Source organism: Rhizobium sp. NXC24 (assembly GCF_002944315.1).
In the GTDB taxonomy this organism is placed as follows: Bacteria; Pseudomonadota; Alphaproteobacteria; order Rhizobiales; family Rhizobiaceae; genus Rhizobium.
On sequence record NZ_CP024311.1, the window covers coordinates 662,065 to 682,578 of the forward strand.

The window sequence follows — 20,514 nt, forward strand, 5'->3', positions numbered from 1 at the left end:
GGGAGAGGCCAGACGTGAGAGAATCCGATGCAGACGAACCGGTCGCTCCGCTGAAGCCGGCAAAAAGGCGAACCTTTACCGATAAGGCCCTGGCTGGCACCGGTCTGTTGCTCGCCGGTATTTCGGCTTTCTTCCCCTGGTATGTGTTCCTGAACCCCGACAAGTTCGGCATTCACGTTGCCGAGGGCGAGCGCACCCGCGATCTGCCGAACTGGCCGGGACGCGAGATCGTCAACGTTTCGCCGCTTGCCATGGTCAACAAAAATCCCGATGGGCCGAAAGATTTCGCTCCCGATCCGCTGACGACGGCAACGGTCAGCAATGTTGGACGCGAGGATGACAAGGGCCAGCCGGCCGAAGATCAGCCGTTTCCCGGCAAGTCGCCGTTCCATTTGCTGCACGTCGCAAACGGCCGGGCGCTCATTGAGGATGACACCGGCATGTATGTCGTGCGTGTCGGCTCGATCCTGCCCGATAACAGCCGCTTGGCGACGATCGAGCAGCGCGACGGAAAGTGGGTCATCGTCACTTCCACCGGTGACGTCTACGGCCACAATTGAGAGCCCGCAATCGCCTGCGTATCAGGCTTAGTAAAGACTTTAGCAAGAACGCATCCCCCGCAAGTCCCACGCAAGATTATCCCTCTAGGGTCCTGCTGTAAGAACGGAGAGAAGCCCATGCAACCCATTCAGCTCTTTGACCTGGCCTCGCGGCAAGCCGAGTGGCTCCAGGTTCGCCAGGAGGTCGTTGCCGGCAATATCGCCAATGCCAATACCCCGAAGTACCACGCCAAGGACGTCACGCCGTTTCAAGCCGTTCTCGACAACGAGAATGTCGGCATGGCGAAGACCAACCCGGCGCATTTTTCGGGCAATGAATTCAGTGAGAGCGGCGACGTCAACGTCGAGGAAGCGTCGCTCAATCAGGAAATCGGCGTCCAGGAGTCGGGTAACACCGTCGGCCTGGAAGACGAGCTCGCCAAAACCGGCGACATCCAACGCCAGTACGGTTTGAACACCGCGCTGGTCAGCTCCTTTCATCGCATGATGTTGATGACCGTAAAACAATAGATGAAGTGAAGATGTTATGGACCCTTTATCAGCCGCGTTGAAGATTGCGGGCTCCGGCCTGGAGGCCCAATCGACCCGCCTGCGTGTTGTTTCCGAAAATATCGCCAATGCCCGTTCGACGGGCGACACCCCCGGTTCCGATCCCTATCGCCGCAAGACCGTGACGTTCGGCGCCGAGCTCGATCGCGCCAACAACCTGACCACGGTGGGTGTGAAGAAGTTGGGCGAGGACACCAGCAAGTTCGTCGAGGAATACGACCCAGACAATCCGGCGGCGGACCCGAAGGGCTATGTGAAGATGCCCAACGTCAACGTCCTCGTTGAAATGGCCGATATGCGCGAAGCCAATCGTTCCTATGAGGCCAATCTGCAAACGATCAAGCAGTCGCGCGATCTCATCAATTCCACCATCGATCTCTTGAAGAATGCACAATGATTGACGCTATCAAGAATGTCTCCTCCCTTTCCGCAGTCCGCGGTCTCGGCAACATTACCACCGACGAAAGCTCCTCTTCGTCCAACAGCCTGGCGCCGACGCTTGGAACAACGCTTGGAAATGCGACCGGCGCAAGCTTCGCCTCGGTAATGTCCAACGTGGCGAAAGACACGGTCAATACGCTGAAGGAAGCCGAAAACGCCTCCTTCGCCGGCATCAAGGGCACGATGAGCACCCGCGAAGTGGTCGACAAGGTCATGCAGGCGGATCAGACGCTGCAGACGGCGATCGCGCTGCGCGACAAGATGGTCTCCGCCTTTCTCGATATTACGAAAATGCAGATTTAGGGCGGGTGGCCCCGCTCCCATTATTTGATTTGGCGCGATCTTGTTCAAAGCCGCTTTGCGGCTTTCGGGATCACGCTCTAGCTCGAAGGACGAAGACATGAGAGCGCTCGCTATTGCCGCGACGGGCATGGACGCCCAGCAGACCAACCTCGAAGTAATCGCGAACAACATCGCGAACATCAATACGACGGGTTACAAGCGTTCCCGCGCCGAGTTCTCGGACCTTTTGTACCAGACCGAACGCGCCAAGGGCATTTCCAACCGGCCGAACCAGGCCGTGGTGCCGGAAGGCGCCAATATCGGTCTCGGCGTGCAGACGACGGCCGTGCGCAACATTCAGATCCAGGGCGAACTGTCGCAGACGCAGAACGATCTCGACGTCGCGCTGGTCGGCCGCGGATGGTTCCAGATTCAGATGCCCGACGGCACGACGGCCTATACGCGCGCCGGTTCGTTCAACAAGAGCGATACGGGCCAGATGGTGACCGCGGACGGCAACGTGCTGGAGCCGGGGATCACGATCCCGAACAATGCCAGCAACATCGTCATCAACGAATCCGGTCAGGTCTCGGCGACGATCGGCACCGCGACGACGCCGACCGTTCTCGGCCAGTTGCAGATCGCCAACTTCGTCAACGAAGCCGGTTTGCAGCCGATGGGCAGCAACCTCTTCACCCAGACGCCGGCCTCCGGCGATCCCGTCGTCTCCGATCCCAATACCAACGGCTTCGCCTACATGAAGCAAGGCTATCTGGAATCGTCGAACGTCGATGCGGTCAAGGAAATCACCGATCTGATCAGCGCGCAGCGTGCCTACGAGATGAATTCCAAGGTCATCACCACCGCCGACGACATGGCGCAGATCGTCAGCAAAGATCTGAAGTAACGAGAGGACGGGCCGAACATGAGGGTTCGCCGGATGAAAAGCTTAGCAATGGCCTGGCTCGCCGCGGCGAGCCTCTCCGTCATGTTCGTGTCGGCCGCTCCCGCCGGCGCAACGGGCACCGATGGCACCAGCCTGGGGACCGCCGTCGTGCCGACCGAGACGATTTATCCGGGCGATATCATCAGCAGCGGTCAGCTCGAAGAGGTCGACGTCACCAATCCGAATCTGACCGGCGATTACGCCAAGCGGATCCGGGATGTAACCGGCTTGGTGTCGAAACGCACGCTTCTGCCCGGCCGAACCATCTCCATTTCGGCGCTGCGCCAGCCCTTTGCCGTGACACGTGGCTCCAATATCCGTCTGGTGATGAGCATGGGCAGCATGACGATCACCGCGGCTGGAACGCCGCTGGATGACGGCGCGGTCGGCGATAGCGTACGAGCCCGCAATCTGGACTCCGGCATCATCGTCAACGGTACTGTTCTCGAAAACGGCACGATCCGAGTGGTCGCAAAATGAGAAGCCTTCGCCATTTCCTCGGGGTTTTGCTGGCATTGCCGAGCCTGATCGTCGCCGATCCGGCGCTGGCGATGCAATCGCGCATCAAGGACATAGCCTCGCTGCAGGCCGGCCGCGACAACCAGTTGATCGGCTACGGCCTGATCGTCGGTCTCCAGGGAACCGGCGACAGCCTGCGTTCCTCGCCCTTCACTGAACAGTCCATGCGCGCGATGCTGCAGAATCTCGGCATTTCGACGCAGGGCGGCCAGTCCGCCGCCAAGAATACCGCCGCCGTCATGGTGACGACCAATCTGCCGCCCTTCGCAAGCCCAGGCAGCCGCATCGACGTCACGGTCAGCTCGCTTGGCGATGCGACGTCGCTGCGCGGCGGTACGCTGATCATGACCTCGCTCAGCGGTGCCGACGGGCAGATCTACGCCGTGGCGCAGGGCTCGGTTATCGTCTCTGGCTTCCAGGCCCAGGGGGCGGCCGCGAGCGTCACCGAAGGCACCACCACCGCCGGCCGCGTGCCGGGCGGCGCCATCATCGAACGCGAACTGCCGTCGCGTTTCAAGGATTCGGTCAATCTTGTCCTGCAGTTGCGCAATCCGGATTTCTCCACCTCAATCCGCATCGCCGATACGGTCAATGCCTGGGCGACCTCGCATTTCGGCGGTCCGATCGCCGAGGCCAAGGATTCCCAGGAAGTTGCGATCGAAAAGCCGAAGATGGCGGATCTGACGCGGCTGATGGCGGATATCGAAAATCTCGACGTCCAGACCGACACGCCTGCCAAGGTCGTCATCAATGAACGCACCGGAACGATCGTCATCGGTGCCGATGTCCGTGTCTCGCCGGTCGCCGTCAGCTACGGCACCTTGACGGTTCAGGTCAGTGAAAACCCGCAGATCGTGCAGCCGGAGCCCTTCTCGAACGGTGAGACGGCCGTTCAGGATCAGACGGATATCACCGCGAGCAAGAGTGGCGGCCGCGTCGCCGTGCTCGAAGGACCCGATCTGAAGACGCTGGTCTCCGGGCTGAACAATATCGGCGTCAAGCCGGACGGCATCATCGCCATCCTGCAAGGCATCAAATCGGCCGGCGCCCTGCAAGCGGAGCTCGTGCTGCAATGACATCGATCGCCATCGCCAGGAAATTGCTGACCTCCGGCTGTGTGGCGACGGCGTTGCTGCTGTCGGTCTCGGCCGCGGCGGCGCAGGAAGCGCCGAAGCCGGTCGTCGACCCGGCTTCGAGCCAGGACGAGATCAAACAGTTCTGCACGAACATCGCGGACCCGGCCCGCGACCAGCGCTATCTGCTACAGAAGCAGGAGCTTGAGAAACTGCAGGCCGATGTCGACCAGCGCATCGCCACGATGGACAAGCGCAAGGCGGAATACGAAGACTGGCTGAAGCGGCGCGACGACTTCTTGAAGACCGCCGATTCCGGCCTGGTCGACATCTACAAAAACATGAAGCCCGATGCGGCGGCGGCAAGCCTTAATGAGGTCAAGGTCACCGTAGCGGCTGCGATCATCATGAAACTCTCACCGCGCCAGTCGAGCCTCATTCTGGCGGAGATGGACGCGCAGAAGGCCGCTGTTGTCACCAACATCATCTCCAGCGCGTCCGATCCGAATACATCGAAGTCGAAGGACCCCTCATGAACATGCGTCTTACGGCCACGTGCGCAGTCGTCGTTTTCCTCGCCGGTTGTCAGTCGCAGGCTCTGAAGGAAATCGGCAGGGCGCCTGCCATGAGCCCGATCGGCAGCGGCCTGCAATATGCGCAGACGCCGCAAATGTTGCAGTATCCGAAGCGGCCGCATCAGGTGGCGCAGGGGTATTCGCTCTGGAACGATTCGCAGGCTGCCCTTTTCAAGGATTCGCGAGCGCTCAATGTCGGTGACATCCTGACGGTCAATATCTCGATCAACGACAAGGCGAACTGGGATAACGAGACCAATCGCAGTCGCACGAACAAGAGCGATATGAACTGGGATATCACCGCCAAGATCTTTGGCTGGCAGCCGAGCACCAATGCTGACGCAACCTCCGGCTCCGACACCAGCACTGACGCCAAGGGCAAGATGCAGCGTTCCGAGCAGATCACTCTGCTTGTTGCCGCGGTCGTCACCGGCGTTCTCGAAAACGGCAACCTGATGATCAGCGGTTCGCAGGAAGTGCGGATGAACCAGGAGATTCGTATCCTGAACGTCGCCGGTATCGTCCGGCCTCAGGACGTCACGTCGGAAAACACGATCTCCTACGACAAGATCGCCGAAGCGCGTATCTCCTACGGCGGCCGCGGCCGTCTGACGGAAATTCAGCAGCCGCCGCGCGGCCAGCAGGCGGTCGACCTGCTGTCGCCGCTCTGACGGCCGGGCAGCCACACGGTATTTTGGTAACAGGCGGACAGAGACATGGCAGCAGCGGCAGACGCATCGGAAAAAGGCAAGGGATCGCCGCTGATCATGATGATTGTCGGGCTGGTGATCCTGACGGTTCTCGGCGGTGGCGGCGGCTGGTTCCTCGGCACTATGGTCTCCCCGAAGATCAAGACGGCGACGGCCGTGGCAAAGGCCGCGGAGCAGACGCCCACCGGCGAAAAGCAGGCAGCGGCCGCCGCGGAAGCAAACGGCATCATTCAACTCGATCCGATCACGACCAATCTTGCCTATCCCTCGCAAAACTGGATCCGGCTCGAAATCGCGCTGATGTTCAAGGGCAAGCCGGACGCGCAGCTTGCGGAGGCCATCCATCAGGATATCCTCGCCTATGTTCGCACGGTTTCGCTGCAGCAGGTCGAAGGCCCGCGCGGCTTCCAATATCTTCGGGATGACGTTCAGGAACGTGTTGACCTTCGCTCGGAAGGGCGGGTATCGAAAGTTATGTTCAGAACTTTCGTGATCGAATGATTCGATTATTATTTGTTTTACTTATATTGGTTTTCGCTGCGTTTTCGCCTGAGATGGCGATGGCGCAGCAATTGCCGCAACAGCTCCCGACGGATCTCTTCAATGTCCCGGTGAACGGCTCGGTCGCGGCTTGGATCATTCGCACCTTCGGGCTGTTGACGATCCTGTCGATCGCGCCAGGCATCCTCATCATGGTGACGAGCTTTCCGCGCTTCATCATCGCGTTTTCGATCCTGCGTTCGGGCATGGGCTTGTCCACCACGCCGTCGAACACGATCCTGCTGAGCCTCGCGCTGTTCATGACCTTCTACGTCATGTCGCCGACCTTCGATCAGGCCTGGAAGGATGGCGCGCAGCCGCTGATGGCCAATCAGATTTCGGAGGCCGATGCCGTTCAGCGCATCGCCGAGCCTTTCCGCACCTTCATGTCCAACAACACGCGCGACAAGGACATTAAGCTCTTCGTCGATCTGGCGCAGGAGCGCGGGCAAACGGTCGTGGTCGACAACAAGATCGATTATCGCGTGCTGATCCCGGCTTTCATGATCTCGGAAATCCGCCGTGGTTTTGAAATCGGCTTCCTGGTCGTTCTGCCGTTTCTGGTCATCGACCTGATCGTCTCGACCATCGTCATGGCGATGGGCATGATGATGCTGCCGCCGACATCGATCTCGCTGCCCTTCAAGATCCTTTTCTTCGTGCTGATCGACGGCTGGAACCTGCTGGTCGGCAGCCTTGTGCGCTCTTTCCACTAAAGCAATTCCGGGAAAAGTGCGAAGCGGCTTTCCGTCCGGAATGCGTAAAAGCAAAGGGATAGAGCGCCGTGCGTTCATATGAGCGCACAAAGGTCGCTGTAGTCTTTTGAATCTAGAGCATCTTATCCGCTTGCAGGTGATGTCACCTGAGCGGAATGCTCCAATCGCCTGCAGCCGGTGGGACCGTCATCGGGAGCGGAGCTTCCGATGAAGAGAGGTCCTTATTCTGCGGCGATCGCTGCAGCATCCTGACTTTCGACCAGGAACGGTTCGGCTCGCGCCGGCAGTGCCGGCACGTCCATATGATCCGGATCAAGGCCCTGCTTGGCGCGTGCGACCATCATTTCGTAGGCGGTTTCCACGTAACGGGTAAGGCGTTCGGCATCGAAGAGCGGCTTGATGTAGCGATTGGCCGCCAATGTCTCCTTGAGCGCGGCAATGCGCTCCGGCTGCCTGGCGAGCTCGACGGCCATGTCTTCATAGGCTTTGACATCGGCCGCCACCAGCTCCGGCACGCCGATGGCGTTGAGCAGGCTTTCGCTGACGCGCGAGGCGAAGTTCGTGCCCTTCATCGTCAACACCGGCAAACCGCCCCAGAGCTGTTCCGAGGTCGTCGTGTGGCCATTCACCGGGAAGGTATCGAGACCGAGATCGGCCAATTGCTGGCGGTCGATGTGATCCTCATAGCGGATACGCGTGGTAAAGATGATGCGCTTGCGGCTGATGCCGCGCGCCTCCAGACGCGTCCACAGGTTGGCCTCGGCGCGCGCGTTGCAAAGCAGCCAGAGCACGCTGTTCTTGGTGCGCTTCAGTATGTTGCACCAGATATCGATCATGTGCGAGGTGATCTTGCGGTTGCCGTTAAACGAGGCGAAGACGAAAGCATCCTCCGGCAGGCCATGCAGCGCACGGGTCGTCGGCCGCGGCTTCGGGCGATACATCGGATCGTTCGGCTGATAGCATTCCGGCAGGCGGCAGAACTTCTCGTGGAAATGCGGCTTGGAATAATCCGGCAGAACGTAGGGATCGCCGATAATGTAGTCGAGGTCGATGTTGACGGCGGAGCCCGGAAAGCCGAGCCATGCCGTCTGAATCGGCGCAGCCTTGTGGTTGAGGATGCGGACGCGGCTATCCTTGGTATGTCCTTTCAGATCAACCAGGATGTCGATCTGATGGGCACGGATCGCCTCTGCCGCCGCCTGATCGGAGAGGCTGCGGATATCGACCATGGTACCCAATTTCGAATAATCGAATTCTTCCTCTTGCTGAGATGACGGCTTGGAATGGTCGAAGAGGACAATCTCGAATCGATCCTTGTCGTGCAGTTCCAACGTCCGCTGCATGAGCTTCATCGTCGCATGGCCCGGCCAGAAGTCCGATGATAGATAGCCGATGCGAATCTTGTCGCCCCATGTATGCGGCGCCTTTCGGCGCGCCTCTGCGTGCCCGGCCGGCAGCGGTACCGTGTCGTGCACTGCGAACTTGTTGATCGCTTCGTCACCGCACCAGTGCAGATGGAAGAAGGGATTGTCCGGCCTGATATAGTCGAGGTTTCCGGCAGCCGTCGCCGCCAGGATCGGCGCCATATGTTTGTCCACTGTCGCAAGATCGGACAGTTCGCGGGCGAAGATCAAATGGAGCGTGCGAAAGATGATGTTGTCTGGATGCTTCTTGAACAGGGTTGCGACGATGTGCCTGTTGCCGTCATCGTAAAGATCATCGGTCAACAGTTTTGAGGCCATCAGCCGATGCTTGAGCTCCGGCCCTTCGACGAGCACGGTCCTGAAGCCGGCCAGCAGGTCCCTTTGCTGACGGCTCAGAAAGATGCTGGAAAGGGCAAAGGCAAGATCCGGATCCTTGAGCGCCCGATTGAGAATCAGGCTACCGATCGAAAGCGTTGCATCTTCGTTGCCGCAGGCAAAGTGCAGCAGCAGGGCTTCCCGCAGATAGTCTTCGCGATAAGGCTTCTGCCGGCCCGCCAGTTCATACGATCTCGCCGCGTCCGCTCTGAAGCCGAGTTTGAGCAGCGTCTTTGCCAGCAGGGCATAGGTCTTCGGCGATGTATCGACATTGAGCAGCCCGTTCAGTGTTTCGAGCGCGCGTGTATATTGTCCCTTTTGATAAAAGCTGGACGCTGTCCCATAGGCGTTTTTCGTATTCACGAGCGAGAACTCCGAGCGAACTTTGGACGGTCTCCGGCAAAGGCCGGAGTCCGTCATCATGGATTCGGGGGATAATCGCGCGCGTAGCTTGCCTGAAACCGAAGCAATGGTTGAACGCCTTTACGCATCGTTAGCTACGTTGTTGTCGGATGCTTTTGCGGGTTCCGCGTTTAAGGAATTCGCAAGCAATGCATGCGAGTTTACCTGCGACATGACGGGTTTGGTCCTCTAGGAAATGGGACCGAGGAGCATGAAGCCGCTCCGTCATCGCCGGTATTTGAAGTCCGGTATGTCCTCCTTTTCGTATTCAGTTTCCAGGGGACACACTTATGACCAGCATCGTAACCAACAATTCCGCTATGGCCGCTCTGCAGACTCTGCGCGGCATCAGCAACAACCTGCAGAGCACGCAGGACGCTGTTTCTTCCGGCCTGCGCATCTCCAAGGCTTCCGATAACGCCGCCTATTGGTCGATCGCCACCACGATGAAGTCCGACGACAGCGCTATCGGCGCCGTCTCCGACGCGCTCGGCCTCGGTGCCGCCAAGGTCGACACGGCATCCACCGCAGTCACCAGCACCCTCGACATCGTCGGCCAGATCAAGGACAAGCTCGTCACCGCCATGGAAGGTTCGGTTGACAAGGGCCAGGTCCAGGAAGAAATCGGCCAGCTTCAGGAACAGCTCCAGAGCGTCGCTCAGTCCGCTTCGTTCAACGGCGAAAACTGGGTCATGGCTGCAAACGGCGACTCCGCTTCGGTTGTTTCGTCCTTCATCCGCGGCACCAACGGCACCGTTTCGGTCAGCACGACGTCCTACGCCTTCAACACCGGCGCAACGGGCAACGTTCTGTTCGGCGCGAATAACGGCTCGATCGACACGTCTTCGGGTATCCTTGGTACCCAGGACTCCACGGTTGGCGCTTCGGTCTTCAGCCTGGACATCACCAACATGACCTCCGGCCAGATCTCCAGCGCCCTCAACATGGTTCAGACCGCTCTGAACTCCATGACCAGCATGGGTTCGAAGCTCGGCTCGATCTCCAGCCGTATCGACCTGCAGACGACCTTCGCTTCGTCGCTGTCCGACTCGATCGAATCGGGCGTTGGCAAGCTGGTCGACGCCGACATGGAACAGGAATCGAGCAAGCTCTCTGCTCTGCAGACGCAGCAGCAACTGGCTATCCAGTCGCTCTCGATCGCCAACTCCTCCACGCAGTCGATCCTGTCGCTGTTCCGTTAAGAAGAAGGATTGGCGCTCGACGCCAGCCGAAATTTCTAAACACCAAGTTAACCGCGCCTGTCTAAGGCGCGGTTTTTTTTATATTTTTAGACCGGGGTCGGTTCAGGTTTTCTTAACCATATTGCTGTTTTCTAACACCATTGAAACGGCGAGTTAACCTTAACCGAATGGGTTAACAGGCATGATGCTGAGTGCCGTTACCGGTTTTTAGGTCCGGAATGTCCCTTATTTAACCGCTGCCAAAGGGGCAAATATTATGACGAGCATCCTTACCAACAACGCTGCAATGGGCGCACTGCAGACACTGCGCGGCATCAACAGCGACTTGCAGTCCACGCAGAATGCCGTTTCCTCGGGCCTGCGCATCTCCAAGGCTTCCGATAACGCCGCCTATTGGTCGATCGCCACCACGATGAAGTCTGACGACAGCGCTATCGGCGCCGTCTCCGACGCCCTCGGCCTCGGTGCCGCCAAGGTCGACACGGCTACCACCGCAGTCACCAGCGCCCTCGACATCGTCAGCCAGATCAAGTCCAAGCTTGTAACCGCCATGGAAGGCTCGGTTGACAAGGGCCAGGTCCAGGAAGAAATCGGCCAGCTCCAGCAGCAGCTCGAGAGCGTCGCTCAGTCCGCTTCGTTCAACGGCGAAAACTGGGTCATGGCTGCAAACAACGATTCCGCCTCGGTCGTTTCGTCCTTCATCCGCGGCACGAACGGCACCGTTTCGGTCAGCACGACGTCCTACGCCTTCAACACCGGCGCAACGGGCAACGTTCTGTTCGGCACGCAGGCTAACGGCTCGATCGACACGTCTGCGGGTATCCTTGGTACCCAGGACTCCACGGTTGGCGCTTCGGTATTCAGCCTCGACATCACCGGCATGACCGGCGGCCAGATCTCCACCGCCCTCAACATGGTTCAGACCGCTCTGAACTCCATGACCAGCATGGGTTCGCGTCTCGGCTCGATCTCGACCCGCATCGACCTGCAGACGACCTTCGCTTCGTCGCTGTCCGACTCGATCGAATCGGGCGTTGGCAAGCTGGTCGACGCCGACATGGAAGAAGAATCGAGCAAGCTCTCTGCTCTGCAGACGCAGCAGCAGTTGGCCGTCCAGTCGCTCTCGATTGCCAACTCCTCGTCGCAGAACATCCTGTCGCTGTTCCGTTAATAGGAAGAACCGGCGCCTGGCGCGCCGGCTCAAATTCCGAAACAACAAATTCACCGCGCCTTTCCAAGAGGCGCGGTTTTGTTTTTCAGGGTGGTATCCACTTAAAGCGCGTCGCGATCTTTCAGATTCCACCGGTCTTCCGGTGGCGCACAGCATCGATGAAGCCATCAAACAACTTGCGCATGGCAACCTGCTTGTAGGGATAGATGGTGGCGCTATCCATGTTGTGGACGACCATCGCCACGTCGAGCTCGAAAACCAGCAGACGTCCGTCGGGAAGTTCGGCGCAATCGATACCGAAATAATCAAGCCCTATGTGACGATAGAGAGCTTCGAAACTCTCCTTGTGGCGGACCGCGAAATCCGTATCGAAATTCTCCATCCAAGCCTGTTCGACAGCCCGCTTCGCCGGGCTTTCCGCCATGCCGGCGCTGAGATAGTGCACGATCCAATGCTCGGAAAGCGCCATATGGCTGGCGAAGGCCTTGCCTTCGATAAATACGATGCGCTGCTTGTTGTAGAGGCCGTCCGGCCCGCGGAAATCGATGAAAGGCGCGACGTAGAGCTCGGGAGCCGACTGCGTGGCCAGCCATGCGGACAGTCCCGAAATATCGGCGATACGTTCCATTCCATTGCCGGCATGGGTACTGATCGGACGAACGACGAGCGGAAATGAGAGGCCCGGCGCGCATTCGTCCAGGGCTTTTGTGCCCGCACCGACTGCGACAAGGTCCTCGCGTGGAATGCGGTACGTGCTCGGCGACAGAATGGAGGGCTCATTGGCCAGCATGCCGCTGACGCCATCGCGCGTCAGCCGGCTGATCAGTTCCGGATCGTCGTTCATGATCGGGCCGTCAAAATCGGCCAGCAGCGTCCGCATCCGTTCAAGCACGGGGGCGTTTTCGGTCGATTCGCCGATCGCCATGAACGCAACGTCGTGGTCCGGCAAATCCGTGAGCGCGGTCGTTTCCGCGTCCACGTAATGCAGCCAAAGAACACAGTTGCTATCCGCCAGCAGAAAATCCAGCGGCGTGTTCGCCATGAAGTTGCCCGGCGTCACGAAGGCCAACAGCCGGGGCCCTTGTCCATCCCCGTGGACGACGCAAAAGTTGCGGCTGAGCTCCACCGCGCCCCGCAGGACCTGATGAGCCTCTTCGGAGCGGCCAAGCGTCTGCAGGATCGTCCCCAGGTCGAACATCGCCGCCGCGTCTTTGCCATTGGCTCCGATCCGCTGCATCAGCTCGTTCCAAAGCGGCGTCACGTCGGCGCCGGCATAGATGAGCGGCACGATCCTCTGCATGCCCAGGATTCGCCTGGCGCCTCCGATTTCGTCAGAGGCGCGAGCGGCCACGAGGCCGGATGTCATCAGCATTGGAGCAAATCCTGTCGAGAACCGAGTTTCAGAACGCCGTCAATCAGCGCGTCGATATCCATCTGCCGCGTGCGATGGTTCACGATCGCGGCGCGGATTGCCGGTTGTCCGTTAATGTGGGTGAGGGACGGGGCGACGCGCCCCTCGGCGTGGAGATGTTCGATGATCCGGGCATTGACTTGCGGCGGCGCGTCACCGTCGGGGCCGACATAGGCAAAGCAAACGATATTGAGCGCAACCGGCGCCAAGAGCCGCAAGGCGGGTTCCTGTTCGATCCGGCGTGCGAGACCGCGTGCCAGGACACAGTTGGCAGCCATCGAATCCCCCAAAGCCTTGACGCCATAGGTCTTGAGGGTGAACCAGGTTTTGAGCGCGCGGAAGCCGCGTGACAGGTCCGGGCCGTAGTCGCAAGGCCACCAGTCACCGCCGGCCAGACCCGAGGCGGCACGGCTGAGATAGGCGGCTTCCGAAGCAAACGTCTGGCGCTGCCATGTGCTGTCGCGCACGAGGAGGAAGCCTGCATCGTATGGCACCTGGCCCCATTTGTGGAAATCGAAGGCCAGCGAATCGCAGGTTTCGATGCCGGCGAACAAATGCGCCAGATCATCGCAAAGGATACCCAGCGCCCCCAACGCACCGTCGACGTGAAAATGCAGGTCGTGGGCGTCGGCGATACCGCGCAAAGTGATGAGGTCGTCGATCGCTCCGGTATTTACCGTCCCTGCGCTTCCGATGATGAGGAACGGCGTGTGTCCCGCCTCCTTGTCGCGCATGATGGCACGTTCGAGGGCCGCAATATCGATCTGCCCGGCCGCGTTGACCGGGATTCGCCGGAGCTGATCGCTGCCGACACCCGACATCTCGAATGCGCGCGGCACGCAACCATGCACTTCGCTCGATGCGTAGCCCACGAGCCGCGGCTCGTTCGATAGACCCTCAGCGCGGGCATTTGCACCGAGCTTTCTACTGCGCGCGAGCAGGAGGGCGACAAAATTGGCCTGCGAGGCGCCGGTCAGGAACAGGCCGCCAGCGGTATCCGGAAATGAGAATATTTGCCGTGTCCACCGGATGATCTGACGCTCGACCTCGATCGGCATGTGGTCGCGCCCGCCGAGATTGGCGTTCAGACCGCCGGCCAGCATCTCCGCCAACATGCCGGCGACTGTTCCGCCGCCCTGCACCCAGCCCATAAATCCTGAATGGATATTGCCGCTGCCATAGGGAAGAACATTGTCGCGGAACATGGCATGGACATCCGCCAGATCCGTCGGTTCGACCGGTAGAGGCGCGTCAAACAGGGCGCGCGCAGGCGACGGTGCTGGTTGCCAGACGGGCTTTTCGGAGAGCCTTTCCAAATGGTCGAGCATATCGTCCAGCATCTGGTGACCCTGCTTGCGCAGGCTTTGCCAGTCGTCGGGGTCGAGGCTTGTCCGTTGCCGCGGTCCATCCCACGGTGATCCGCCGTCTTGTAAACTTAACATGTCGACCCCGCATGGGCTGATATACCGACGTTGTAACCACGCCGTTTCCGGCCGGACAGTCGCCCGATCATGACAATCTTATGCCGCCCAAGGTGGCGCGAAGCTGACCTGACGCGCCGATGGCCTCCTGCAGGAAATATGATTTTGTTAACTTTCCGGTTTTGTTGTTAACCTTTTATTAAGCCTGGTAGTGTCATCTGCGGCTAACGCAACGGTTGGTTAACGTCTCTTAAGAGCCAGTTAACAGGCATGACGCTGATTGCCGTTCCCGGCCGAAGACCGGAATGTCCCTTCCAATTTCAGCCACAAGGGGCACCTCTCCATGACCAGCATTTTGACCAACGATGCAGCAATGTCTGCTCTCCAGACTTTGCGCTCGATCAACAATAATTTGGAAGACACCCAAAACCGGGTCTCTTCCGGCTATCGTGTCGCCAAGGCCTCCGACAACGCCGCCTATTGGTCGATCGCGACCACCATGCGTTCCGACAACAGCGCGCTTTCGGCCGTCTCCGACGCTCTGGGCCTCGGTGCCGCCAAGGTCGACACCGCCTATACGGCAATGGACAATTCCATCAATGTCGTCGAGCAGATCAAGGACAAGCTTGTCGCGGCCACGGAAAACAGCGTCGACAAGGCGGATGTTCAGGAAGAAGTTTCGCAGCTTCAGCAGCAGCTTGAGAGCATTGCGCAGTCCGCTTCGTTCTCTGGGCAGAACTGGATGATCGGAGCCAACGGCGCCTCCGCATCGGTCGTGTCCTCCTTTGTCCGCAACAATGACGGCACGGTCGAGGTCAACAGCACCAGCTATAGCTTCGATACGGGATCGCAGGGCAACGTGATGTTCGGCGCCAATGCCGATGGTACGATCGACACGAGCTCCGGTATCCTTGGCACCACGCAGAATATCAACGGCACCGCCTATTCCGTCTTCAGTCTCGACATTACCGGCATGACGAGCGGCGGCATCGGCCAGGCGATGAACCTAGTGCAGTCGGCTCTCAACGCGATGACGAGCACCGCTTCGCAGCTCGGCTCGCTGTCGACCCGCATCGACCTTCAGACAAGCTTCGTTTCAACGCTGAGCGACACGATCGACTCCGGCGTCGGCAAGCTGGTCGATGCGAATATGGAAGAGGAATCGAGCAAGCTCTCGGCGCTTCAGACGCAGCAACAATTGGCGATCCAGTCGCTGCAGATCGCCAACAACAGCGCGCAGAACGTTCTGGCGCTCTTCAAGTGAGCCTTGACCGGAGCTTACGTTAGGAAAGCGCGGCGGCATTTCTTTCTTGCCGCCGCGCATAAGCTTTTGTTAACGTTCCGGGGTAACTGATTTGCAGTATCTGCGCAGAGCCCCGGTGTTCGATCAATTTCGTCGGAACCGATTTGAGGGCTTGATCTAGCGACGAGCCGCGTTGGGATCATTCCCGCTGGCGGGCATGAGGCCGTTCGTTGCTGCCGGACCCGTCCGGCCTGCCGTTTCCAATAGAATTACGGATCTCCCGATGAGCAGTGTAACGACGAACCCCGCCTCTTTGGCCGCGCTGACGGTATTGCGCGGCGTCAACAAAGATCTTGGTGTCGTGCAACAACAGGTTTCATCCGGCCTGCGCGTCGAGAACGCGGGTGACGATCCGACCTATTGGTCGATGTCGAAGACGATGCAGTCGGACCAGAGCAGTCTTTCCACCATTACCGACGCGCTCGGCCTCGGGGCCTCGAAGGTCGATACCGCCTCCACCGCCATGGATTCGGTCGTCGATCTCGTGACCCAGATCCAGGCCAAACTGGTTTCGGCCAAGGAGCCAGGCACCGACAAGAGCGCGGTCAATGCGGATATTGAGCAGCTCAAGAACCAACTGCAGTCGGTCACGCAATCCGCGTCCTTTTCCGGTGAGAACTGGCTCTACAACACCGATGCGCAGCCCGATACCGAGCAATCCGTCATCAGCAATTTTACGCGTGGCACGAGCGGTCAAGTCAATCTGGTGACGATCGATTACGATAGTTCGCAGACCCTGATGATCGACACGGCCGATGCCAGCCGCGGACTGCTGACGAAGAATATCGATGCCAGCACGTTCGACAGCAGTGGAACGTCGACGGAGCGTAACTATTATCTCCTGGCTGCGGATTCCGGTACGCCGCCTGACGACGGCACCGAAATTTCCATTTCCGACAGCACGACGGACGATGAAATCACTGACATGATCAATGTGACGAACTCGATCCTGAAGTCGGTTACTTCAGCCGATTCGACGCTGGGCGTGATGAAATCGCGTATCGACGATCAGACTGATTACATTTCCAACCTCAGCGATGCCGTCAAGACCAGCGTCGGTAACCTTGTCGATACCAACATGGAAGAGGCATCGGCGCGCCAAAGCGCGCTGCAGACGGCGCAGCAGATGGGCATTCAGGCGCTGTCCATCGCCAACACCATGGCGAGCAAGGTGTTGATCCTGTTGCAGGCAAAGTGAATTTCATGTCGTGCGGCAAGGAGGGTTGCTCCTGCCGCATTCATCCTCGCACAAGTTTGACCCCCTACGGTCCATCGCAATGGCATGGCTGCGCTATTTCCGGTGACGTTCGGCGTCACGCCCGGAAAGCGTGGTCGCAGGACGGAAACCGGAAGCGTGATGATCGACGTTTTGAGCATGGGAATTCAAGGGACCTGTCGGGAAATCAGCTCGCGGTCTTCTGCGGATGAAAACGGGAGGATGTCAGCATGAGCCCGACGCTATCCCGCTACCTCAAGGATTTCAGCGCCGAGCCGCCTCCGCCTCCGTCCGCCGGCATACCGGATATGCCGTTCGAAGAGACTTTGGACTTTCCAGAAACTCCGGTGGTGGTGCCGATCGATATCGAGGCGGAACGCCGCGAAGCCTATGCAGAGGGGCACGAAGCCGCAACGCAGGAATTGACGCAAAAGCATCAGGCCGAGCTGGAGACTATCGCCGAAACACACCGAGGCGAGATGGATGCCTTGCGTGCCCGATATGAGGAGCGCGCGGCGGAGAAGATCGTCAACGGATTGAAAAAAGTCGCCACGATGCTCGGACAGGCGATCAGCGCGGAAGCTGCCGTCGCACTTGCGCCGATCATGACGGAAGCGCTGACGGCCAGGGCCGTCGCCGATCTCGCCGAACGGGTGACGGCAGCCATTCTCGATGGCGCGGCAGGTCCCATTACGGTCAGTGGCCCCCGTCATCTCTTCGAGGCCCTGCATGCCAGTATCGGCCAAAACGGCGTCTTGTTGCGCCACGTCGAGGCTCGCGATGTCGATCTCACCGTAACGATCGGGGAGAGCGTGCTCGTAACCCGCATGTCTGCCTGGGCCGCTAGCCTGAAAGAGATTCTGAAATGAGCGACGGCGATCAAAATCAGGGCAAACACGAGATCATCATCGTCAAGCGGCATGGCGGCGGTGACCATGAAGGCGGCCATGGCGGCGCATGGAAGATCGCCTATGCCGACTTCATGACGGCGATGATGGCCTTCTTTCTGGTGATGTGGCTGGTGAACGCCGCAAACGAAGAGACGAAGGCCTCCGTCGCCTCCTATTTCAATCCGATCAAGCTCGCCGACGAAAAGCCAACCGAGAAGGGGCTGAAGAAACCCGTCGACAAGGCGGACGGGCAAAAGAACCAGGCGAAGTCGAAGAACAAGGAAGACAATCCGAACGACGGCAAGTCCGCCAAGACCGGCGAGGACCAGACCTCGACATCGGGCGATCAAACGAATTATTCCGAAGCGGATTTCTTTGAAAATCCCTATTCGGTCCTTGCCGAGATCGCTCAGCAGGTCGGTCAGCAGGCCAATGTCAGCGCCAAGGGTGAGGGGGGTGCTGCCCAGTCGGGTCCCGCCACCGGTGCGGATGGCGGCCAGGCCTATCGCGATCCCTTCGATCCGGATTTCTGGACCAAGCAGGTTCAAGTCTCCAGCGCCTCGAAGAAGGCGAACGAAGAACAGGACGCAAAATCCGACAAATCGCCGAAGGGCGAAGTCATTGCCCTTTCCAAGGCGACCGCCGCCGATACCGGTCAGCCGGCCACCCAGCCGCAGAATCCGGAGGACCAGCCGACCCTGAGCGATCCGCAGGCGTCGACGGATCAGCAGATCAAGGACCAGCAGAACAAGCAGGCTGCAAAGCAGACGCCGAACCAGCAGACCGCAAGCGCCGCTGCCGCCGAGCAAAGCGATGTTTCGACATCCGAAGACAATACGGCGGCGGCGCAGAACAAGGACGTCGCGCCGACGAAAGATCAGCAGCAGGACGCCAAGGACCTGCAGGACGCGATCCAGAAGCAGATCGGCGGCGTTGCCGGTCAGCTCGCTGAAGGTCTTCAGGTCATGCCGGCAGAGGGTGGTCTCCTCGTGACGATTTCCGATCAGACCAATGACCCGATGTTCAACATCGGCTCGGCCGTTCCGCGCCAGGAGATGGTGCTGGCGATGGCAAAGATCGGCAAGATCCTTGGGGATCGGAAAGGGTCTATCCTGATCCGCGGCCATACCGACGGGCGTCCCTATATGGTCGATGGCCACAACGACAATTGGCGCCTGTCGCTCGACCGCGCCCAGAGCGCCTACTACATGCTCATCAATGGCGGGCTGGACGAGAAGCGGATTGCGCAGGTTTCGGGCTTTGCCGACCGCCGGCTGAAGCTGCCTGACGATCCCTTCAACGACGCCAACCGCCGCATCGAGATCCTGATCCAGGGCGCTTCAAGCCAGGCCGCCAAGAACCAGACCGACGGCAGCAATCAGGATCCGGTCAAGCCGGTTCCGGTCAAGCCGAGCCAAGGCAAGCAAAATCAGGGTAAACAGGGCCAGGGCAAGCCGAGCCAAGGCAAACAGGGATAGTCCATGGCGCGCATTCAGCATCGTCATCGCGTCGCGCTTGCTCTGACCCTCGGCATGGTCATGCCGGGGATCGCTGGTGCGGAGGGTCCGGACAGCCTGCCGCCCTACAAGATGCTGCGTTCGCTCGAATTCATTCAGGACTCCGTGGTGGCAGGCGATAGTTCGGCCGGCGAGATGCAGCGTTTCATGCTCTCGACCATCGACGAGCGCCTGCGTACCGCCGATAAGTCCGCTTTCGACGACAGCCGCAATGTCGATGCCGCGCTGATCTACGCGATGAGCGGCGGCAATCCCGCGACGCTGGAATATCTGATGTCGCGCGACCTCAACGGCAATTTCGACAATCGCGTCGCCGACGTCTTGAGGAAATATCTGAACGGCAAAGGGCTGCTGGTGGTCAACACGCTCGCCGATATTGCCAGGGAATATCGCGACAAGAAGATCGGCCCCTATCTTTCGCTCGTTGCCGCCAACGTCATGTCCGCCAAAAACCCGAAGGCGGCGCTGAAGTTTTATGACTGGGCGCGCCTGACGTCGCCAGGCACTATCGTCGAGGAATCGGCGCTGCGCCGCTCCCTTGCGCTGTGCGCCGACACCGGGATGGTGCGGGAGGGTCTGGATTATGCGCAGCGGTATACGAGGCGCTTCCTGCACTCGCCCTATGCCAGCCAGTTCGCCAACCTCTTCGTGCAGCTCGTCGTCGATCATGACACCGACGTCAAGCAGCAGGATATTATCGATATCCTCGCGTTCATGGACCCGCCGAGGCAGCGGGAAATCTATCTGCGAATGGCGCGCCGCGCCGCGATCGCCGGCAAGGCCGATCTCGCCGCGCTCGCGTCCGGTCGCGCCCAGGCGATCTCCAACGACGGCGGCGATGCGTTCGGCGCGCTGGCGGGCTTCTATGGCGGTGTTGCCGGCGTGTCGACACCCGATTTAGGGGCGGCAGTGCGCAACATAGACCAGATGCCAGCCGGCGAATTGAACGCGCAGGATCGCGCTCTGCGCGATGCCGCCAAGGCGGTGGCGGACGAAATTCTGCGTGAGCCGGAGCCGACAAGCCTGACGCAAGTCTCACCGCCTAATCTGCCTAATCAAGAAAGTACTGAACACGATGCTGCTGTGACGAACCAACCTGGGGCCCAGTCCCCTGGCACGGCGGGTGTTGAGGAGGGAGCCCCGGCAAAGGCGGCTCACGCCCCGGATGAAGGAAGGCAGGAGGCCGACTCTTCATTTAAAGCATTCGTCACGACGAGCCGCTCGAAGCTTGACGCCATCGACGGCCTGTTGAAGCAGGAAAGTCATTGATC

The 20,514-nt window shown here is 59.7% G+C and carries 21 protein-coding genes; 18 read left to right on the forward strand and 3 right to left on the reverse strand.

All coding sequences use genetic code 11. From position 1 onward, the window contains the following. Window positions 1–14 precede the first annotated feature (14 nt). From NXC24_RS03270 to fliP, 11 genes are all read left to right on the forward strand, one after another. Window positions 15–560 (forward strand): flagellar protein, encoded by a 546-nt coding sequence (locus NXC24_RS03270; RefSeq protein WP_104821994.1) that lies wholly within the window; start codon window positions 15–17, stop codon window positions 558–560. Window positions 561–677: 117 nt separating this feature from the next. Continuing rightward, on the forward strand, window positions 678–1,070 hold the full coding sequence (flgB, locus tag NXC24_RS03275) for a flagellar basal body rod protein FlgB (RefSeq protein WP_104821995.1): 393 nt from the start codon (window positions 678–680) through the stop codon (window positions 1,068–1,070). A 16-nt stretch (window positions 1,071–1,086) separates the two neighbouring features. After that, window positions 1,087–1,506, forward strand: a complete 420-nt coding sequence (gene flgC, locus NXC24_RS03280) for a flagellar basal body rod protein FlgC (RefSeq protein ID WP_104821996.1) — start codon at window positions 1,087–1,089, stop codon at window positions 1,504–1,506. Next, the gene (locus NXC24_RS03285) at window positions 1,503–1,853 is read left to right on the forward strand and encodes a flagellar hook-basal body complex protein FliE (RefSeq protein ID WP_104821997.1); all 351 of its coding nucleotides are present in this window, start codon (window positions 1,503–1,505) and stop codon (window positions 1,851–1,853) included. The genes flgC and NXC24_RS03285 overlap by 4 nt, the downstream gene beginning before the upstream one ends. Window positions 1,854–1,950: 97 nt before the next feature. Continuing rightward, entirely contained in the window at window positions 1,951–2,739 is a 789-nt protein-coding gene (gene flgG, locus NXC24_RS03290) for a flagellar basal-body rod protein FlgG (protein ID WP_104821998.1), read from the forward strand. Window positions 2,740–2,772: 33 nt separating this feature from the next. Further along, window positions 2,773–3,258, forward strand: a complete 486-nt coding sequence (flgA, locus tag NXC24_RS03295) for a flagellar basal body P-ring formation chaperone FlgA (RefSeq protein WP_245463923.1) — start codon at window positions 2,773–2,775, stop codon at window positions 3,256–3,258. Continuing rightward, the gene (locus tag NXC24_RS03300; RefSeq protein ID WP_104822000.1) at window positions 3,255–4,373 is read left to right on the forward strand and encodes a flagellar basal body P-ring protein FlgI; all 1,119 of its coding nucleotides are present in this window, start codon (window positions 3,255–3,257) and stop codon (window positions 4,371–4,373) included. The genes flgA and NXC24_RS03300 overlap by 4 nt, the downstream gene beginning before the upstream one ends. After that, window positions 4,370–4,906 (forward strand): MotE family protein, encoded by a 537-nt coding sequence (locus NXC24_RS03305; RefSeq protein ID WP_104822001.1) that lies wholly within the window; start codon window positions 4,370–4,372, stop codon window positions 4,904–4,906. The genes NXC24_RS03300 and NXC24_RS03305 overlap by 4 nt, the downstream gene beginning before the upstream one ends. Beyond that, entirely contained in the window at window positions 4,903–5,616 is a 714-nt protein-coding gene (gene flgH, locus NXC24_RS03310) for a flagellar basal body L-ring protein FlgH (RefSeq protein WP_104822002.1), read from the forward strand. Before NXC24_RS03305 ends, flgH begins: the two co-directional genes overlap by 4 nt. 45 nt (window positions 5,617–5,661) lie before the next feature. After that, window positions 5,662–6,156: a flagellar basal body-associated FliL family protein gene (locus NXC24_RS03315; RefSeq protein WP_104822003.1), complete on the forward strand. Its 495-nt coding sequence runs from the start codon at window positions 5,662–5,664 to the stop codon at window positions 6,154–6,156. After that, on the forward strand, window positions 6,153–6,911 hold the full coding sequence (gene fliP, locus NXC24_RS03320; protein ID WP_104822004.1) for a flagellar type III secretion system pore protein FliP: 759 nt from the start codon (window positions 6,153–6,155) through the stop codon (window positions 6,909–6,911). Before NXC24_RS03315 ends, fliP begins: the two co-directional genes overlap by 4 nt. Before the next feature lie 221 nt (window positions 6,912–7,132). Here fliP and NXC24_RS03325 read toward each other — a convergent pair whose 3' ends face one another. Continuing rightward, window positions 7,133–9,073 (reverse strand): glycosyl transferase, encoded by a 1,941-nt coding sequence (locus NXC24_RS03325; RefSeq protein ID WP_104824983.1) that lies wholly within the window; start codon window positions 9,071–9,073, stop codon window positions 7,133–7,135. Window positions 9,074–9,402: 329 nt separating this feature from the next. On the opposite strand from NXC24_RS03325, the gene NXC24_RS03330 reads away from it, so the two are divergent. Together NXC24_RS03330 and NXC24_RS03335 are read left to right on the forward strand one after the other, a co-directional pair. Then, the gene (locus NXC24_RS03330) at window positions 9,403–10,314 is read left to right on the forward strand and encodes a flagellin (protein WP_104822005.1); all 912 of its coding nucleotides are present in this window, start codon (window positions 9,403–9,405) and stop codon (window positions 10,312–10,314) included. A gap of 256 nt (window positions 10,315–10,570) precedes the next feature. After that, entirely contained in the window at window positions 10,571–11,485 is a 915-nt protein-coding gene (locus tag NXC24_RS03335; protein ID WP_104822006.1) for a flagellin, read from the forward strand. A 121-nt stretch (window positions 11,486–11,606) separates the two neighbouring features. Here NXC24_RS03335 and NXC24_RS03340 read toward each other — a convergent pair whose 3' ends face one another. Together NXC24_RS03340 and NXC24_RS03345 are read right to left on the reverse strand one after the other, a co-directional pair. Further along, window positions 11,607–12,857: a glutathione synthase gene (locus NXC24_RS03340; protein ID WP_104822007.1), complete on the reverse strand. Its 1,251-nt coding sequence runs from the start codon at window positions 12,855–12,857 to the stop codon at window positions 11,607–11,609. Then, window positions 12,851–14,338, reverse strand: a complete 1,488-nt coding sequence (locus NXC24_RS03345; RefSeq protein ID WP_104822008.1) for a pyridoxal-dependent decarboxylase — start codon at window positions 14,336–14,338, stop codon at window positions 12,851–12,853. Before NXC24_RS03345 ends, NXC24_RS03340 begins: the two co-directional genes overlap by 7 nt. A 322-nt stretch (window positions 14,339–14,660) precedes the next feature. On the opposite strand from NXC24_RS03345, the gene NXC24_RS03350 reads away from it, so the two are divergent. The 5 genes from NXC24_RS03350 (at window position 14,661) to motC (ending at window position 20,512) form a co-directional block, all read left to right on the forward strand. Then, on the forward strand, window positions 14,661–15,581 hold the full coding sequence (locus NXC24_RS03350) for a flagellin (RefSeq protein WP_104822009.1): 921 nt from the start codon (window positions 14,661–14,663) through the stop codon (window positions 15,579–15,581). 262 nt (window positions 15,582–15,843) lie between these two features. Continuing rightward, window positions 15,844–16,818: a flagellin gene (locus tag NXC24_RS03355; protein WP_104822010.1), complete on the forward strand. Its 975-nt coding sequence runs from the start codon at window positions 15,844–15,846 to the stop codon at window positions 16,816–16,818. A 248-nt stretch (window positions 16,819–17,066) separates the two neighbouring features. Next, a complete protein-coding gene (locus NXC24_RS03360; protein ID WP_104822011.1) occupies window positions 17,067–17,705 on the forward strand; it encodes a hypothetical protein in 639 nt (212 codons plus the stop codon). Then, complete coding sequence (locus tag NXC24_RS03365; protein WP_104822012.1) at window positions 17,702–19,204, forward strand: MotB family protein; 1,503 nt, start codon at window positions 17,702–17,704, stop codon at window positions 19,202–19,204. The genes NXC24_RS03360 and NXC24_RS03365 overlap by 4 nt, the downstream gene beginning before the upstream one ends. A 3-nt stretch (window positions 19,205–19,207) precedes the next feature. Next, entirely contained in the window at window positions 19,208–20,512 is a 1,305-nt protein-coding gene (gene motC, locus NXC24_RS03370; protein ID WP_104822013.1) for a chemotaxis protein MotC, read from the forward strand. The last annotated feature ends 2 nt before the right edge of the window (window positions 20,513–20,514 follow it).

What these genes read in the sequence shown, in the direction of transcription:
- flgG (WP_104821998.1), top strand. Translation starts at nt 1,951, where the DNA reads ATGAGAGCGCTCGCTATTGCCGCGACGGGCATGGACGCCCAGCAGACC.
- NXC24_RS03350 (WP_104822009.1), top strand. Translation starts at nt 14,661, where the DNA reads ATGACCAGCATTTTGACCAACGATGCAGCAATGTCTGCTCTCCAGACT.
- NXC24_RS03315 (WP_104822003.1), top strand. Translation starts at nt 5,662, where the DNA reads ATGGCAGCAGCGGCAGACGCATCGGAAAAAGGCAAGGGATCGCCGCTG.
- flgH (WP_104822002.1), top strand. Translation starts at nt 4,903, where the DNA reads ATGAACATGCGTCTTACGGCCACGTGCGCAGTCGTCGTTTTCCTCGCC.
- flgC (WP_104821996.1), top strand. Translation starts at nt 1,087, where the DNA reads ATGGACCCTTTATCAGCCGCGTTGAAGATTGCGGGCTCCGGCCTGGAG.
- NXC24_RS03305 (WP_104822001.1), top strand. Translation starts at nt 4,370, where the DNA reads ATGACATCGATCGCCATCGCCAGGAAATTGCTGACCTCCGGCTGTGTG.
- NXC24_RS03355 (WP_104822010.1), top strand. Translation starts at nt 15,844, where the DNA reads ATGAGCAGTGTAACGACGAACCCCGCCTCTTTGGCCGCGCTGACGGTA.
- NXC24_RS03300 (WP_104822000.1), top strand. Translation starts at nt 3,255, where the DNA reads ATGAGAAGCCTTCGCCATTTCCTCGGGGTTTTGCTGGCATTGCCGAGC.
- NXC24_RS03345 (WP_104822008.1), bottom strand. Translation starts at nt 14,338, where the DNA reads ATGTTAAGTTTACAAGACGGCGGATCACCGTGGGATGGACCGCGGCAA.
- NXC24_RS03285 (WP_104821997.1), top strand. Translation starts at nt 1,503, where the DNA reads ATGATTGACGCTATCAAGAATGTCTCCTCCCTTTCCGCAGTCCGCGGT.
- motC (WP_104822013.1), top strand. Translation starts at nt 19,208, where the DNA reads ATGGCGCGCATTCAGCATCGTCATCGCGTCGCGCTTGCTCTGACCCTC.
- NXC24_RS03360 (WP_104822011.1), top strand. Translation starts at nt 17,067, where the DNA reads ATGAGCCCGACGCTATCCCGCTACCTCAAGGATTTCAGCGCCGAGCCG.
- flgB (WP_104821995.1), top strand. Translation starts at nt 678, where the DNA reads ATGCAACCCATTCAGCTCTTTGACCTGGCCTCGCGGCAAGCCGAGTGG.
- NXC24_RS03335 (WP_104822006.1), top strand. Translation starts at nt 10,571, where the DNA reads ATGACGAGCATCCTTACCAACAACGCTGCAATGGGCGCACTGCAGACA.
- NXC24_RS03330 (WP_104822005.1), top strand. Translation starts at nt 9,403, where the DNA reads ATGACCAGCATCGTAACCAACAATTCCGCTATGGCCGCTCTGCAGACT.
- NXC24_RS03340 (WP_104822007.1), bottom strand. Translation starts at nt 12,857, where the DNA reads ATGCTGATGACATCCGGCCTCGTGGCCGCTCGCGCCTCTGACGAAATC.
- fliP (WP_104822004.1), top strand. Translation starts at nt 6,153, where the DNA reads ATGATTCGATTATTATTTGTTTTACTTATATTGGTTTTCGCTGCGTTT.
- flgA (WP_245463923.1), top strand. Translation starts at nt 2,773, where the DNA reads ATGAAAAGCTTAGCAATGGCCTGGCTCGCCGCGGCGAGCCTCTCCGTC.
- NXC24_RS03365 (WP_104822012.1), top strand. Translation starts at nt 17,702, where the DNA reads ATGAGCGACGGCGATCAAAATCAGGGCAAACACGAGATCATCATCGTC.